The organism is Streptomyces sp. NPDC048584 (assembly GCF_043199595.1).
Classification (GTDB): Bacteria; Actinomycetota; Actinomycetes; order Streptomycetales; family Streptomycetaceae; genus Streptomyces; species Streptomyces edwardsiae.
Map to the genome: position 1 here is coordinate 75,397 of NZ_JBICWF010000001.1, position 15,294 is coordinate 90,690.

At 73.7% G+C, this 15,294-nt stretch carries 13 protein-coding genes; 6 read left to right on the forward strand and 7 right to left on the reverse strand.

The features are described from left to right. The first annotated feature begins 4 nt into the window (after nt 1-4). From pcaG to pcaD, 3 genes are read left to right on the forward strand one after another with little or no spacing between them, the layout of a single operon-like run. Nucleotides 5-601, forward strand: a complete 597-nt coding sequence (gene pcaG, locus ACGFR9_RS00355) for a protocatechuate 3,4-dioxygenase subunit alpha (protein WP_393201302.1) — start codon at nt 5-7, stop codon at nt 599-601. Beyond that, complete coding sequence (pcaB, locus tag ACGFR9_RS00360) at nt 598-1,929, forward strand: 3-carboxy-cis,cis-muconate cycloisomerase (RefSeq protein WP_393201304.1); 1,332 nt, start codon at nt 598-600, stop codon at nt 1,927-1,929. The genes pcaG and pcaB overlap by 4 nt, the downstream gene beginning before the upstream one ends. Further along, the gene (gene pcaD / locus ACGFR9_RS00365) at nt 1,926-3,044 is read left to right on the forward strand and encodes a 3-oxoadipate enol-lactonase (protein ID WP_393201307.1); all 1,119 of its coding nucleotides are present in this window, start codon (nt 1,926-1,928) and stop codon (nt 3,042-3,044) included. Before pcaB ends, pcaD begins: the two co-directional genes overlap by 4 nt. 9 nt (nt 3,045-3,053) lie before the next feature. Here pcaD and ACGFR9_RS00370 read toward each other — a convergent pair whose 3' ends face one another. Beyond that, a complete protein-coding gene (locus tag ACGFR9_RS00370; protein WP_393201310.1) occupies nt 3,054-5,741 on the reverse strand; it encodes an ATP-binding protein in 2,688 nt (895 codons plus the stop codon). A gap of 262 nt (nt 5,742-6,003) precedes the next feature. Here ACGFR9_RS00370 and ACGFR9_RS00375 point away from each other — a divergent pair, with 262 nt between their 5' ends. Then, on the forward strand, nt 6,004-7,011 hold the full coding sequence (locus ACGFR9_RS00375) for a DUF2510 domain-containing protein (protein WP_393201313.1): 1,008 nt from the start codon (nt 6,004-6,006) through the stop codon (nt 7,009-7,011). A 141-nt stretch (nt 7,012-7,152) separates the two neighbouring features. Here ACGFR9_RS00375 and ACGFR9_RS00380 read toward each other — a convergent pair whose 3' ends face one another. Then, nucleotides 7,153-7,767, reverse strand: a complete 615-nt coding sequence (locus tag ACGFR9_RS00380; protein ID WP_393201316.1) for a TetR/AcrR family transcriptional regulator C-terminal ligand-binding domain-containing protein — start codon at nt 7,765-7,767, stop codon at nt 7,153-7,155. 133 nt (nt 7,768-7,900) lie between these two features. Between ACGFR9_RS00380 and ACGFR9_RS00385 the strand changes: the two genes are divergently transcribed. Next, nucleotides 7,901-8,701 (forward strand): phosphatase PAP2 family protein, encoded by an 801-nt coding sequence (locus tag ACGFR9_RS00385; RefSeq protein ID WP_393201319.1) that lies wholly within the window; start codon nt 7,901-7,903, stop codon nt 8,699-8,701. Then, nucleotides 8,698-9,666 (forward strand): DMT family transporter, encoded by a 969-nt coding sequence (locus ACGFR9_RS00390; RefSeq protein ID WP_393201322.1) that lies wholly within the window; start codon nt 8,698-8,700, stop codon nt 9,664-9,666. The genes ACGFR9_RS00385 and ACGFR9_RS00390 overlap by 4 nt, the downstream gene beginning before the upstream one ends. 231 nt (nt 9,667-9,897) lie before the next feature. Here ACGFR9_RS00390 and ACGFR9_RS00395 read toward each other — a convergent pair whose 3' ends face one another. The 5 genes from ACGFR9_RS00395 to ACGFR9_RS00415 form a co-directional block, all read right to left on the reverse strand. Next, on the reverse strand, nt 9,898-11,952 hold the full coding sequence (locus tag ACGFR9_RS00395) for a phosphocholine-specific phospholipase C (RefSeq protein WP_393201325.1): 2,055 nt from the start codon (nt 11,950-11,952) through the stop codon (nt 9,898-9,900). Between the two features lie 151 nt (nt 11,953-12,103). Next, on the reverse strand, nt 12,104-13,009 hold the full coding sequence (locus tag ACGFR9_RS00400) for a UTP--glucose-1-phosphate uridylyltransferase (RefSeq protein ID WP_393201329.1): 906 nt from the start codon (nt 13,007-13,009) through the stop codon (nt 12,104-12,106). A 281-nt stretch (nt 13,010-13,290) separates the two neighbouring features. Continuing rightward, nucleotides 13,291-13,848, reverse strand: coding sequence for an NADPH-dependent FMN reductase (gene ssuE / locus ACGFR9_RS00405; protein WP_393201332.1), 558 nt, complete (start codon nt 13,846-13,848; stop codon nt 13,291-13,293). Nucleotides 13,849-14,050: 202 nt separating this feature from the next. Beyond that, nucleotides 14,051-14,131, reverse strand: coding sequence for a putative leader peptide (locus ACGFR9_RS00410; RefSeq protein ID WP_369016194.1), 81 nt, complete (start codon nt 14,129-14,131; stop codon nt 14,051-14,053). A gap of 174 nt (nt 14,132-14,305) precedes the next feature. Then, on the reverse strand, nt 14,306-15,169 hold the full coding sequence (locus ACGFR9_RS00415) for a glutathione S-transferase C-terminal domain-containing protein (RefSeq protein WP_393201335.1): 864 nt from the start codon (nt 15,167-15,169) through the stop codon (nt 14,306-14,308). Nucleotides 15,170-15,294 lie beyond the last annotated feature (125 nt).

Sequence of the window (15,294 nt, forward strand, 5' to 3'; positions counted from 1 at the left end):
CACCATGACGCGCATCGACACGGACAACGCGCTGCCCACCCCCTCGCACACCGTCGGCCCCTTCTACGGCTACGCGCTGCCGTTCCCCGGCGGCGAGGACATCGCACCGCTCGGGCATCCGGACACCGTCACCGTGCACGGCCATGTGTACGACGGCGAGGGCCGGCCGATTCCCGACGCGCTGCTGGAGATCTGGGGGCCGGACCCCGAGGGGAACGTGGCGACAGCGGACGGCTCGATGCGGCGGGACCCGGCGAGCGGCGGCTTCCTCGGCCGCAACGGCGTGGAGTTCACCGGGTTCGGGCGGATCCAGACCGACGCGGACGGCCACTGGTACGTCCGTACGCTGCGCCCCGGAGCGCGCGGCCGGAGCGCGCCGTATCTGAGTGTGTGCGTGTTCGCGCGTGGTCTGCTGGTGCATCTGTTCACCCGGATCTATCTGCCGGGCGACGAGGCGGCGCTGGCGGCGGACCCGCTGCTGTCCCGGCTCGACACCGGGCGCCGCGACACGCTGGTCGCGGGCGCGGAGGGCGCGGGCACGTACCGTTTCGACATCCGCCTTCAGGGCGAAGGCGAGACGGTCTTCCTGGAGTTCCAGTGACATCAGCCGATCACGGCACCGGTCTGCTCGCCCCCGGGTGGGCCGGTTCCCCCGCCGCCGCCGAGACCGCGGACACGGCGGTCCTGCGGGCGCTGCTCGACGCGGAGACGGCGCTGACCCGTGCCCAGGCCGCGCTGGGGCTCGCCCCGCAGCGGGCGGCGACGGCGGTGACGGAGGCCGCCGACCCGGCCCGGTTCGCCATCGCGTCCCTCGCCGCGCGGGCGCGGGGCGGCGGCAATCCGGTGATCCCGCTGGTCGCGGAGCTGACCCGGGCGGCCGGCGAGGAGCACGGCCCGTATGTGCACCGGGGGGCGACCAGCCAGGACATCATGGACACGGCGATGATGCTGGTCGCCCATCGCGCCCTGCGCCCGGTCCTCGCCGACCTGGACCGCTGCGAGCGGGCCCTGGCCCTGCTGGCCGCCGGGCACCGGGACACGCCGATGCCGGGCCGGACGCTCACCCAGCACGCCGTACCGACGACGTTCGGGCTGAAGGCGGCCGGGTGGCGGTCGCTGGTGCTGGACGCGCGGGACAGGGTGACGGCGGTACGCGGCTCGCTGCCCGCCCAGCTCGGCGGCGCGGCGGGGACACTGGCCGCCTTCTCCGCGTACGGCGCCGGGGACCCGACCGCGCTGCCGGGCGCGTACGCCCGTGAACTCGGCCTCGCGGAACCGCTGTTGCCCTGGCACACCCTGCGCACACCGGTCGCCGACCTGGCAGGGTGTCTCGCCTTCGCGGCCGGCGCCCTGGGCAAGCTCGCGGCCGACGTCCTCACCCTGTCCCGTACCGAGATCGCGGAGGTCGCCGAGGGCAGCGGCGGCGGCTCCTCGGCCATGCCGCACAAGGCGAACCCGGTCCGCTCGACGCTGATCGCGGCCGCGGCCCGGCGGGCACCGCAGCTCGCGGCCACGCTGTACGGCTCCCTGGTCGCCGAGGACGAGCGGCCGGCCGGGGCGTGGCACGCCGAGTGGGAGCCGCTGCGGGATCTGCTCCGCCTGGTGGGCGGAGCCACCCGGGACGCGGCCGAGCTGACCGAAGGGCTGCGGGTGTACCCGGAGGTCATGCGCGGACACCTCGGCCTCACCCACGGACTGATCGTCTCCGAGCGGCTCTCCGCCGGACTCGCTCCAGTCCTCGGCCGCTCCCGCGCGAAGGAACTGCTGACCCAAGCGGCCCGGCGGGCGTACGAAGAAGGCCGCGAGCTCGGTGAACTGCTGGCCGAGGAGCAGGAGTTGAAGGAGGTCGACCTCTCCCCGCTGATCGACCCCGCCCGTTACACCGGCTCCGCCGGAGCCCTCACCGACCGCGCTCTGGAGCGACGTTGACCGACCGACTTCTCAACCACCGTGAAGAGGGCGCCGCTTCGGCTCCCCCGCTCCTGCTCGGGCCTTCGCTCGGCACGTCGTACGCCCTGTGGGACAGGGTGGCGCCCGAACTGTCGGCCGGACACCGGGTGGTCCGCTGGGATCTGCCGGGGCACGGGGGTTCGGCGGCGGGGCTGATCGGTGCCGGTGCGACCGTCGGCGACCTCGCCTCCCTGGTGCTCACGCTCGCCGACACGCTCGGCATAGGGCGGTTCGCGTACGCGGGTGTGTCGCTGGGCGGCGCGGTCGGGCTGCATCTGGCCGTGCACCACCCGGACCGGCTGTCGTCACTGGCCGTGATCTGTTCCTCGGCGCATTTCGACGGCGCCGGGCCCTGGCGGGAGCGGGCTGCACGGGTGCGGCGCGAAGGGCTCGGCGGCCTCGCGGACGGTGCGGACGCCCGCTGGTTCACGGCCGGCTTCACCGTGCCGCGGCTGGTCCGGGACCACCGGGAGGCCGACCCGGAGGCGTACGCCGCCTGCTGTGACGCGCTCGCCGCGTTCGATCTGCGGGACCGGCTGGCCGAGGTCCTTGTGCCGACGCTGCTGATCGCGGGCCGGGAGGACCCGGCGACACCCCCCGGGCATCTGCGGGAGATCGCCGACGCGGTACCGGACGCCACGCTGGTGGAGCTCCCCGGGGCCTCGCACCTGGCGCCCGCGCAGCGGCCGGAGGCGGTACTGACGGCGCTGCGGGCGCACTTCGACGGGACCGCCCGGCGTGGCATGAAGGCGCGCCGGGAGGTGCTGGGCGACGCGCACGTGGACCGGGCGCAGGCGCGGCAGACGCCGTTCACGGCCCGCTTCCAGGACTTCATCTCCCGCTATGCCTGGGGGGAGGTCTGGACCGACCCGACCCTCACTCGCCGCGAACGCAGCATGATCACGCTCACGGCGCTGGTCGCGCACGGCCACTACGACGAACTCGCCATGCATGTCCGCGCGGCGCGCCGGGGCGGGCTCACCCCCGAGGAGATCGGCGCGGTGCTGCTCCAGACGGCCGTGTACTGCGGGGTCCCGGCGGCCAACTCGGCGTTCGCGACGGCCCAGCGGGTCCTGGCGGAAGAGGACGAGTAGCCACGGGCGCTAGCGTGGCCCCACGCCCGTCCCGAGTTCCTGTGCGGCCCGCTCCGCCAGGGCGTCCGCGCCGCAGGCGCGGGCCAGGGCCAGTCCGCGTTCGAGGTCGGGGACGGAGCGGGCGAGGATGCCGTACTCGACACGGGCCGCGGCGTGTTCGTACTGGCAGGGCGAGGACTCCAGGTAGGTGACCGCCTGGGCGGCGAGACGGACAGCGCGCTGGCCGGTCTCCAGAGCGGCGGCGACCCGCAGGGCCTCGCCTATCGCGGTGTCCGTGCCGAGGCGTTCGGCCCGTCGGCGGAGATCGACCGCCAGCCGGGCGGCGCGCACCGGGTCCTCCGTGACGAGGGCGCGGGCGAGATCCGCGGCGCAGAACACATGTACCGGGTGGTGGTGGCCGCGCGCGGCGGCCGCCTTCTCCGCCGCCTCCAGTTCGTTGACTCCGTCCTTGGTGCGGCCGACGGCCAGCAGCAGCCGGCCGCGTACCGAACGCGGGTCGGGCAGCACGACGGTGGACGGGTAGGGCGGGGCGAAGCCGTGCCGTTCGGCGACCTCCCACGCCTCGTCGACATGGCCGCGGGCGAGCAGGGTGTCGACGAGGTTGCAGGTGGCCGTCCAGTAGAGGGGCAGCCCGCGGCCCACGCGTTCGGCCAGGCGCAGGGACTCGCGCAGTGAGGTCTCCGCCGCCTCCAGCCGGCCCCGCCGGCGGTGCCCGAGGCCCACATAGGCGTGCGCGAGAGCCAGGTGCCCGCCGCTCCAGCCCGCCGTGTCGTAGGCGCGCAGGGCCTCGTTGTAGAGGCTCTCGGCGCGGTCGAGGCGGTCGGTGTAGGCGTAGGAACTCGCCAGCATCAGGAGGAGTTCGACGCCCCACTCGGAGTCGGTCCAGCCGAGGCCCGGCGCGAGGCGCCCGTTGACGAGGGCGCGGTCGCAGACCTCGACGATCTCCTCGGCGTTCTCACCGCGCATCATGGCGTCGAAGCCGCGCAGGATCAGCAGCACGCGTTCGGAGTTGTCACGGCCGGTGCAGGTGGCGGCGAGTTCGGCCAGCCGCTCGGAGCGGCCGGGTGCGCCCGCCTCCCCGGCGAGCAGGCCCTCCCACATGAACTGCACGGCCCGCAGGCGCAGTTGGCCGGGGCCGGGTTCCAGACGGGCGGCCTCCGCCTCGACGGTGCGGACGGCCTCGTCCATCTGGTTGTTGTGGAGCAGCGCCTGGGAGAGCCGGACCACGGCGTCCACCCGGCGGTCGCCGTCGAGGCCGGGCATGCCGAGGGCGGCCCGCAGATGGCCGATGGTGCGGGCGGGCGCGGTAAGGAAGGTGGCGCAGCCCAGTTCGTAGAGGACATGGGCGTGGATCTCGGGGCGGGGCGGCTCCTCCAGGGCGCGTTCCAGGCAGCGGCGGGCCGCGTCGGGGGCGCCGACGGCGACATGTTCGCGGGCGGCCTCGCGCAGTTGCCAGACCAGTTCCTCGTCGTCGTCCGGGTGGACCTCGAGGAGATGGCGGGCGGCCGCCGCCGCGCCGCGTCCGGAGTCGGTGACGATCCGGGCGGCGATGCCGTGCATGGCGCGGCGCAGTGCGTCGGGGATGGAGTTGTAGACGGCGGTGGCGATCAGGGGGTGGACGAACTCGAGGTCGCCGGGTGTGCCGCGGCCCGCGCCGGACGGGTCGGGGGTGGTCAGGATGCGCGCGCTGCGCAGGAGTTCGGCGCAGCGGGCGGCCGAGTCGGGTTTCAGCATGGCGAGTTCGGCGACCAGGTCGACAGTGATGTCGTTGCCGAGGATGGCGGCGGCCCAGGCGAAGCGGGTGGCGTCTATGCCCAGTTGTTCGAGGCGGGCGACGAGTCCGCCGCCGCGGGCCGAGCGGTTGAGGTCGCGCAGTTCACCGGCGTGGGCCTCGACGGGTTCGAGTTCGCTGTCCTGGACCTTGGCGAGGAGTTCGACGGTCTCGTAGGGGTTGCCGCCGGTGACGGCCCAGACCTCACGGCAGAACGCGGCGTCGGCGTGAGTGCCCAGGGCGGCGCGGGTGAGTCCGGCGGCGGCCTCCGGGGTGAGGGCGCTGAGGACGGTGACGGGGCGGTCGGCCGCGGCGGCGACGGCGTCGAGGTGGCCGGCGCTCACTCCCGAGATCTCGCCGGGGCGGCGGGCGACCACGACGAGGACGGACAGGTCGGCGAGGCGTTCGGCGAAGGCGGCCAGCCAGTGCAGGGTCTCCTGGTCGGCCCAGTGGGCATCGTCGATCAGCAGGACCAGCGGCCAGTCCCGGCGGGCCAGCCGGCTCACCGCGGCGACCAGTCCCTCGCACACGCCCTGCGGGTCGGCGTGACCCTCGCCGGGGTCGGTGATGCCGAGGGCGGGGCCCGCGATGCCGTACGAGTCGCCGAGGTACTCCCGTGCCTCCTCCGGCAGCATCGACACCAGGGCGGGCTGCAGCAGCCTGCGGACGACGTTGAAGGGGACGGAGCGCAGGGTCTCGCCGCCACGGGCCGACCACACGGTGCAGCCGCGCTGTTCGGCGATGCGGCGGGTCTCGGCGAGCAGCGCGGTCTTGCCGAATCCGGCCTCGCCGCGGAGCACCAGCAGACTGCCCGGCGAGGAGCGGTCCGCGCACAGCGTGTCGATGGCCCCCGCGATGGCGGCGACCTCCTCGTCGCGCTCCCACAGACCCGCCGTGGGGGCGCCCGGGGGCCGTACCTCCGTCATCCCGCTACCTCCCCGAGTCGCCCGAATGACGTACAGAGGTCGAGCGTAGTCCCCCGGCCGTCCGAGCGGTGCCTGCTCGTGGCACGTGTTGCCGTGAAGGGTGACATGGACGCCGGAAGTCGACGCATACCGCTCCCGACCAGGGTTCCCTTTGGTCAACAGCTGTCAAGGGCAGGGGAGATGGAGATTTCCGGGTGGGCCGCGCGGCGGTGTGACGGGGCTCTCTCATCCGGCTTTCACCGACGCCTCATACGGTGGGGGCATGACGCAGGTGACTCCTCCCGGGTGGTACCCCGACCCCGGGCAGACGAATGAGGGGCCGGCCACCGAGCGCTGGTGGGACGGCAGGGCCTGGACGGAGCAGGTCCGTCCGGTGGGGCAGGCCGCCGCCCCTTGGGGTCCTCCGGCGCCGGGCGGGCCGGCATATCCGGCCTATCCGGCGTATCCCGCCGCACCCCCGCCCGGACGGAGCCGGCGGGTGCGCAACGGGATAGCCGTGGCGGTGGCCGTCGCCGTGCTGGCGAGTATCGGTGTGGGTGTGTACGCGCTGACGGACGACGGCGGGGGCGGCGGAAACGCGGCCTCACAGGGTCCGGACGGCCGGGACGGCGGGCCGTTCGGCGACTCGGGCGGCGGGTCCGGCGGGGGCTCGGGCGGGTCCGGCGGTTCCGGCGGTTCCGGCGGTTCCGGCGGTTCCGAGGGGGACGAGCCGGGCCCCGAGGGATCCGAGGCGCCGCGGATCGAGAGCGGGTCGGTGACCGACGGGCTGAGCGGGATCAGTCTGCCCATCCCGGACGGCTGGTACGGACAGGAGCTGGAGGTCGGCGCCTCGGTGACGTCGAAGAACGCGTACGACTGTCCCGGCGACACCTCGAAGACCTGCACCAAGGGCGGGGCGTACTCGGCGCCGGCCCTGGCGTTCGGGCTCAAGGGCACCACCGCCGAGGAGGTCGCCAAGGAGGACATCACCGCCAACGCGGAGCAGAGCTACGGCGGCGACTCGTACGGGAAGATCACCTCGCACGATGTCCTCGCGTCCAAGGCCGTGACCGTGGCCGGGCAGAAGGGCTATCTGGTGCGCTGGAAGGCGGTCACCAGCAAGGGCTCCGACGGGTATGTGCAGTCGCTGGCCTTCCCGTCCCCGGCGCAGCCTCGGCAGATCGTCGTGGTGCGCTTCGGGGTGGACACCGACCAGAAGGAGTCCGTCCTCGACGAGATCACGAAGGGCATCGAGGTGTCGTCGGGCGGCGGCAGCGGCCAGGACGTCTGACGCCCCACGGACGACGGCCGGGTGGGACACCCTCCGCTCAGAGGTGTCCCACCCGGCCGGCGTGAGCGCCGCCCCCGTCCCCACGGTGCGGCGCGGTCAGACCCCCGCCGTACGGTCATGCCGTCGGCGGCGGCCTGCGTCTCATTCGAGGCCGAGCGCCGGCAGTACGGCGGCCTCGACGAAGCGGATCAGATAGTCCGGGTCCGCGTTCCGCCCGTCCAGGATGGGGCGGACCCGGAGCACGCCGAAGAGCTGTGCCGGGATGTACTCCAGCGCCGCGTTCTCCGCGGCGACCTCCCCGCGGTCGACGCCGCGCCGCAGGATCTCCTCCAGCGCGGTGATCTCCGGGTCGACCAGCGCCTCGCGCAGCGCCTGCGCCAGCTCCCGGTCCTGGGTGACCGCGTGCCCCAGCGCCTGGAGCAGCGTGGTGTCCTTCGGCGACCACTCCCCCGCGCACCGCGCCGCCTCGCGCAGATCACCGGCGAGGCTGCCGGTGTCGATACCGGCGAACCGCGCCCGCCGACTGGAGCGCAGGGCCGCGGCGACGAACTGCGGCTTGGTCCGCCACTGCCGGTACAGGGTGGACTTGCTGCACCGCGTACTGGCGGCGACGCCCTCCATGGTGACGGCGTCGTAGCCGCACTCGCGGATCTGGTCCAGCACGGCGTCGAAGAACTCCCGCTCACGCTCCGGCGTGATCTTGGAGCGGCGCGAGGTTCCGACCGGCCCGGGTCGGTCCGCGTCCTGCGACGTCATCGGCTCGGCTCCTTGCCTCTCGGGTGAGACCCACTTCATCGATACGCCAGTGTACCGGTACGCGACCGTATCGGTACACTGGCGTATCGGTACGGACCCGTATCGATGAGACGGTCGGTGGAAGGGCCGGGGGATGAATGCCCGCAAGGAGCCTGAAGCGGTAGGGCGCGCCGCGGCGGCGCGCCCGCCGCTCGTCCGTGAACTCCTCCTGGTGACGGCGCTCTTCCTCGTCTACAAGCTCGGGCGGCGGCTGGCGTCCGGCCACACCGCTGCGGCGTTCCGCAACGGCCACGAGGTGTGGGACCTGGAGCGGGCACTGCGCCTGCCGGGCGAGGGTGCGGTGCAGTCCCTGCTGCTGCGCGGCGACGGGCTCGCGCACGCGGCGAACGTCTACTACGCGGCCGTCCACTTCCCCGCCACCGTGGCCTTCCTGGTCTGGCTCTATCTGCGCCGCCCCGTGCACTACGTGTGGGCGCGGCGGGTGCTGGCGACGGTCACCGCCGCCGCGCTGGTGCTGCATCTGGCGTTCCCGCTCGCCCCGCCCCGGATGCTCGCCGTGACGGGGCTCGTGGACACCGCGCGGGTGTACGGGCCGTCGGTGTACGGCCCGCCGGCGACGGACGGGCTGTCGAACCAGTTCGCGGCGATGCCGTCGCTGCACTTCGGGTGGGCGCTGATGGTCGCGGTCGGGCTGATCGTCACCACGCGCGCGCGGTGGCGCGGGCTGTGGCTGGCGCATCCGCTGCTGACGCTGCTGGTGATCGTGGGGACGGCGAACCACTTCTGGCTGGACGCGGTCGTGGCGACGGTGCTGCTGGGAGCGGCGCTCGTGCTGCTGCGGGTGCCGAGGGGGCCTTCCGGGGGAGCCGGGCGGATCATCCGGGCCCGTCATGTGCCGGTGGGGCGGCGGGCGCTCGTGGGGGCGGGACGGTGAGCGCCGTTCTCGTGGCCGTGCTGCTGTCGCTGGTGTCCGCCGTCGCGTACGCCGCCGCGGCGGTGGCGCAGGAACGGCTGGCCTCCCGGTCCGGCGGCACGCTGCGGGTGCTGGGCGACGGTGCGTGGTGGCGGGCGGTCGCGCTGAACGCCTCGGCGGCGCTGCTGCACGTGGTGGCGCTCAGGTACGGCCCGCTCACCGTGGTCCAGCCGCTGGGCGCGCTGACCCTGGTCGCGGCGGTGCCGATGGGCGCGCGGCTCGCGGGGCGGCGGGTGCGTGCGGTGGAGTGGCGGGGTACGGCGCTGACGGTGGCCGGGCTGGCGGCGGTGCTGGTGACGGCGTCCGGGCCGGCGCCGGACGATGCGCTGAGCGCGCGGGAGGTGCTGGTCGTCGCGGGCGGTACGACGGCCCTGATCGGCCTGCTGTCCTGGCCGGGCACCCGGCCCGGCCTGCGGCACGCGGCGGCGTCGGGGATCGCGTCAGGGGTGGCGTCGGCGCTCACTCGGACGGTGATGGTCGGGTCCGGTCCGCTGCCGGAGGTGGTCGTGGTGGCGGTTCTGGTGGCTGCCTTCGCGGTGAGCGGTCTGCTCCTGTCCCAGACGGCCTACCGCGACGGCCTGGGCGCGCCGCTGGCGGTGGTCACGCTGGCGAACCCGCTGGCGGCGGCGGTTCTGGGGACCACCCTCCTAGGCGAACGCCTGAACGGCGGGGTGACGGGGGTTCTGCTGGCGCTCACCGGCGCGGCACTCGCGGCGCGCGGCGTCCTCCTGCTGAGCCACCCCTCGAGCTCCCCCGGCATACCGGCGCCTGCGCCGGCCCGCGACCGCACGACGATTCCATCGCCGGCCGCTGCGGATCGCGCCGCAGCACCCGCGATCCCCGCTCACGCCGCCGGCCGCGGTCAGGCGCGCCGCAGGGCGGCACGGGTACGCACGACAGCACCCCACTCACGCCGGGCTGCGTGACTCCCCCCGGTCACCCCCCCCCAGCACCTCACGCTGCACTGTGCAGGCTGACGCGTGTGGGGGCTGAGCGGGGGTTGGTCTGCTTACGCGCGCTTGCGGGGTGCCGCTGCGCCCACCCGTGCCGCCCCAGCGGCACGACTGCCCGCCGCTGGGGCGGGAGAATCGACCGCGGCTGCGGCTGGGGCGGCGCGGGGCCCGCAGCGGGGACGGGGCGGGTGGCCGCTGGGGCGGTCAGGCTGGGGACAGGGCCGGGTCGCTGGTGCTAGCGTGGCCTGTTTCCACGTGGCCCGCGTAGCGGCGCAGGTACGTCGGGTCGGACGGGGACGTGATCGTCAGGTCGTACCAGTGGTGACTCGCGTGGAGCCGGACCGTGCGGTGGGTCCTCCCACCGGGGCGCAGCGTCACCGCGGTGTGGGCGGCACCGTACGCGTCGGACACCCGCAGGCGTACCGCCTCCTCCCCTTCGTTGACGAACGTCAGCCGGATGTCCTCCCCGGTGTGGCGGGCCGTGACCTCGCACCCCGCCACCCCGTTCGACCCCCGGAACACGCGGAGGAACCCGTTCGGACCGTGCACGGTCAGGTCGTACGCACCCCCCGAGTACGCCGAGTTCCACGTGTCCGCGATCGACTTGCCCGCCTCCGTCGTATACGTCCACGGCCCGTCCGTACGGTTCCCGGACGTGACCAGGAACGCCGCGCCCGCGCGCGCCCCGGACGCGAGGGTCAGCGTGAACCGGCCGGTCGCCGCGTCCACCGCACCGTCCACCGCCGGCGCGTACCGAAGCGGCCGTGCCGGCCGCACCCCCCGCTCCTGCCGGGGCATCCCCGCGTCCAGCGGCGGCGTCGGCCGGTAGTCGGGGTGCCGGTTCCGGTCCGGCGGCTCGTACGCGTCGGTGTCCGGCAGCCGGGCCTGCCGGCCGTCCCTGCGGGAGAAGTCGAAGGCGGAGGTCAGATCACCGCAGATCGCCCGCCGCCACGGCGAGATCTGCGGCTCGCGCACCCCGAAGCGGCGCTCCATGAACCGGATCACCGAGGTGTGGTCGAACGTCTCGGAGCAGACGTAGCCGCCCTTGCTCCAGGGCGAGACGACCAGCATCGGCACACGCGGGCCGAGCCCGTAGAACCCCTCGCGGTGGGTGGCGCTGCCCTCGAAGACGTCCAGCGACACGTCGACCGTGGAGCGGCCGTGCGCCGCGGACTTCGGCGGCAGCGGCGGCACCACATGGTCGAAGAACCCGTCGTTCTCGTCGTACGTGATGAACAGCGCGGTCTTCGCCCACACCTCCGGATCGGAGGTGAGCGCGTCCAGGACCTGGGATATGTACCAGGCGCCGTAGTTCGACGGCCAGTTGGAGTGCTCGGAGAAGGCCTCGGGCGCGGCGATCCACGAAACCTGCGGCAGCCGCCCGGCCTTGACGTCCGCGCGGAGCCGGTCGAAGTATCCGTCGCCGTTCTTGACGTCGGTGCCGGTGCGCGCCTTGTCGTACAGCGGGTCGCCGGGCTCGGCGTCACGGTACTTGTTGAAGTACAGCAGGGAGTTGTCGCCGTAGTTGCCGCGGTAGGCGTCGGAAATCCAGCCCCAACTGCCCGTCGCGTCCAGTCCGTCGCCGATGTCCTGGTAGATCTTCCAGGAGATCCCGGCCCCTTCGAGCCGCTCGGGGTACGTCGTCCAGTCGTAGCCGAGTTCCTCGTTGCCGAGGACCGGCCCGCCGCCCCTGCCGTCGTTGCCGGTGTGGCCCGACCACAGGTAGTAGCGGTTGGGGTCGGTGGAGCCGATGAAGGAGCAGTGGTAGGCGTCGCAGACGGTGAAGGTGTCGGCGAGCGCGTAGTGGAAGGGGATGTCCTCACGGGTCAGGTACGCCATCGTGGTGGTGCCCTTGGCGGGCAGCCAGCGGTCGTACCTGCCGTCGTGGTAGGCCTCCTGGCCGTCGGGCCAGCTGTGCGGCAGCCCCTCCAGGAACTGCATGCCGAGGTCGTCGGCCGCCGGGCGGAAGGGCAGGACCTCGGTGCCGTCGCTCTTGGTCTGGTGCCACACCGGCCTGCCGCCGTCCAGGCGCACCGGGTGCGGGTCGCCGAAGCCGCGGACGCCGCGGAGACTGCCGAAGTAGTGGTCGAAGGAGCGGTTCTCCTGCATCAGGACGACGATGTGCTCGACGTCCTCGATCGACCCGGAGCGATGGTTCGCGGGAAGTGCGGCGGCCCGCTCGATGCTCGCGGACAGGGCGCTGAACGCCGTGGTGCCGCCCGCGAGTTGGAGGAATCGGCGCCGGTTGACTTCGGGCATGGATGAGGCCTCTCGGACGGTGCCGGACAGTGTCGGGGTGCGCGCGAGAGGAGTGTTTCAGGGGTGACGAACGTCAGGGAAGGGTGCCATGGCGCGGGTGTGAAGGTCGCCGGTACGTGAGGTGCGCCGCGGTGTCACGGGCGTCCCGGGGTCAGGTGTCCCGCTCCGCGTCGAGCCGGGCGACCAGGCCGCGCAGGACGGGGCCGTACTCCGGGTGTGCGAGGGCGGACGCCATCTGGGCGACGAGGTAGTCGGCCGGGTTGCCGGTGTCGTACCAGCGGCCCTTGATGACCTGCCCGTACACGGCGCGGGTGGTGGCGTAGGCGTTGATGGCGTCGGTCAGATAGACCTCGCCCGTGCGGTGCTCGTACCAGCGGCGGGTCTGCTCGCGCAGTTCGTCGATGATGCCGGGCGTGACGACGTAGCCGCCGATGGCCGCGTACGAGGAGGGCGCGGCGGCGGGCTCCGGTTTCTCCACCAGGCCGGTGATCCTCAGCTGGCCGTCCCCGAGGTCCTCCTTGACGACGGGGACGCCGTAGCGCTGGGACTCGGCGGGGTCCATCGGCATGAGGGCCAGGACGGGGCAGCCCGTCTGCTCGTAGGCGCGGATGAGCTGCTGGGCGCGGGGGACCTCGGCGACGAAGACGTCGTCGGGCCAGAGCACCAGGACCGGCTCGTCACCGAACGTGCGGGCGGCGTTGAGCACCGGGGTGCCGTTGCCGTAGGGGCCGTACTGGTCCAGGTAGGTGATGTGGCCCCGGCGGGCCAGCTCCGCGATCTCCTCCACCGCGTCCGCGTAGGCCGTCTTGCCGTCCTCGCGGAGCTGTGCGACGAGGGCGGGGCTGGGGCGGAAGTGGTCCTGGATGAGGCTCTTGCCGCCGGAGACGACGATGGTGATGTCGGTGATGCCGGAGTCCACCAGTTCGCGCACGGTGTGCTCGATGACCGGCTTGTCGCCGACGGGGAGCATCTCCTTCGGTGTCGCCTTCGTCAGGGGCAGCAGGCGGGAGCCGAGACCGGCGGCGGGGATCACGGCCCTGCGGATCGTCGGGGACATCGGCTTCCTCCCGGTCGGGCGGCTCGGCACACCTCGACGCTATCAATCCCGGCCGGGGCCTGGCAGGCACTCCCCACTGCCGCTGCCCGAACGGTTGGGGAGGTGGCCCCGTCGCGTCGGCTCCCTCCTCCGTCGTACGGCCGCACGCACCCGACCCCGCTCACCCGGGCGGCGAAGGCGCCGCCGGTTTCCTCCGACTTGATCCGCCGGACAGGCCCTGGGCCCCGTTCGTCTCCGGGCCGCCCCGGCCTCCGCCACCGCGCGGGACGGGCATCCGCTGCTCATCCGGTCGCCGCCAGCAAGGTGGTGCGGCCGCCCAGCGCGGCCGAGAACTGGTCGGCGACCTGGGCCAGCGCCTCGGCCGACCCCGGTGCGACGGTGAGTGTGCCGTCGTCGGCCACCGTGATGTCCTTGTCGAGCGTGAACCAGCCCGGGGTGATGTGTGCGGGGCCCATGGAGGCGAGCACCGGGCGCAGGGCGTAGTCGATGGCGAGGACGTGGGCGGTCGTGCCGCCGGTGGCCAGCGGGAGGACCGTCTTGCCGGCCAGGGCGTACTGCGGGAGCAGGTCGAGCAGCGACTTCAACAGCCCGGAGTAGGCGGCCTTGTAGACGGGGGTGCCGATCACCACGCCGTCCGCCTGCTCGAACAGGGCGCCGGCGCGGACGATCGCCGGGTGGCCGAAGTCGGCTCCGAGCAGCGCCTCGGCGGGGAGGGTGCGGACGTCCAGCACGATCACCTCGTGTCCCTGGGCGGTGAGCCGCGCGTCCAGGTGGCGGAGCAGCCGGGCGGTGCGGGAGGTGGCGGAGGGGCTTGCGGAGACGGACAGGATCGTGGCCATGCGAGGACCTTTCGGTTCGTCGTTCCAGGTGCGGCGCGCCACGCGGGCAGGGGGAAAGGGCTCCGCGGACATCAGACGTGCCGGGGTGGCGTGTGCGGGAAGTCCGACGTCATCACGGACATGCGTCAGGACCGTAATGCACGGGGGAAGTCAGGGAGGGAGCGAGTGGGAGGGTTCCCCTCAGGGGTTCCCTCGGGTGCGCTCAGACGCGACGGCGACAGAAGGCGCTGGAGACACGCGCGAGGTCGACATGGCGTCGCCGCGTGAGGTCCTGTCGCTTCATACCGTAGATCGAACCAGGGGAGAGTCAGGCCGGTCAAGAACACCCCGGGGGGATTTCACATGCTGAGAGCAGGTACGGCGGTGTGTTCCCGGGCCTCGGCCCGGTGAGCCGACGAACCGGGTGTCGGGGCGGTGCCGGGACGCAGGTCGACGCCGCCTCCGTCCGGTGGAACGTCTAACGGGCCGCGTGTGCCGCCCAGTCCAGGATCCGGACCGCCGCTCCGGCGGCCTCCAGGCCCTGGCAGCGGGCGTGATGACGGCGTTCGATGCCGTCGAGGTCGAGGTGGGCGCCGAACGCCGGGTGGGCCGTCAGACGGCGGGCGTAGGTCCACAGGGTCGGGTGGCCGGCGATGCGCCGGACGGCCGAGGCGTCCAGGTGGTTGCGGTGCACGGTGTCGAGTTCGACCAGGGTGACCCACAACTCGACGTCGGCGGCGGTGACTTCCTCGCGGATCAGATACATCCGCCCGGCCAGCCGGCGCTCCAGCGCACCGAGCGCCTCCAGCAGCGTCCCGAGTGCCGCGTCGCGCTCCGCCTGCTCGCCGCCCGCCGCACCGGCGCGCTGGGCGGCCTCCTCGATGCCCCGCGCGCACATCCGCTCGACGCCCTCGATCTCCGACTCCGCGCCGCCCGGGTAGGGCGAGGGACGGTCGCTGTCGAACCTGTGGGCGAGGTCGCGCATGATGTCCGGGGCGTGGGTGCTGACGATCCTTCCGGACCAGCCGTCGCTGAGCACCGGAGCGGCGGCCGGTCCGGTGTACCGGTGGGCGCTCGCCTCGTACAGCGGACGCAGAGCCGGGTGGACACCCTCGGGGCAGTCGGGCATGGCGGGCAGGTAGGCCGCCGGACAGACGGTGCCCAGGCCGAGCAGGCTGTGGAGGACGGCGATGCGCAGGCCGTCGGGCCAGGCGGTCGACAGATGGAGGCGGTAGCGGCCGGGAACGGCGTAGTGGCCGCTGCGCGCGTCCCTGCCGATGCGGCCGCGGAAGGCGGGTGCGGGCAGGTCGGACACGTGTGCGGCCGGTGGTGGGACGATCATGACTCTCCCCGGGAGCGGGCGCGGAGGTGCGCACGGCGGAAGCGGCGTCAAGCCGGCGGGTGTGATCGAGCGATCCCGTCGTCCGCCCGGAGGGGGCGGGCAGGCGTGCGCGTCGGACGCCGTCG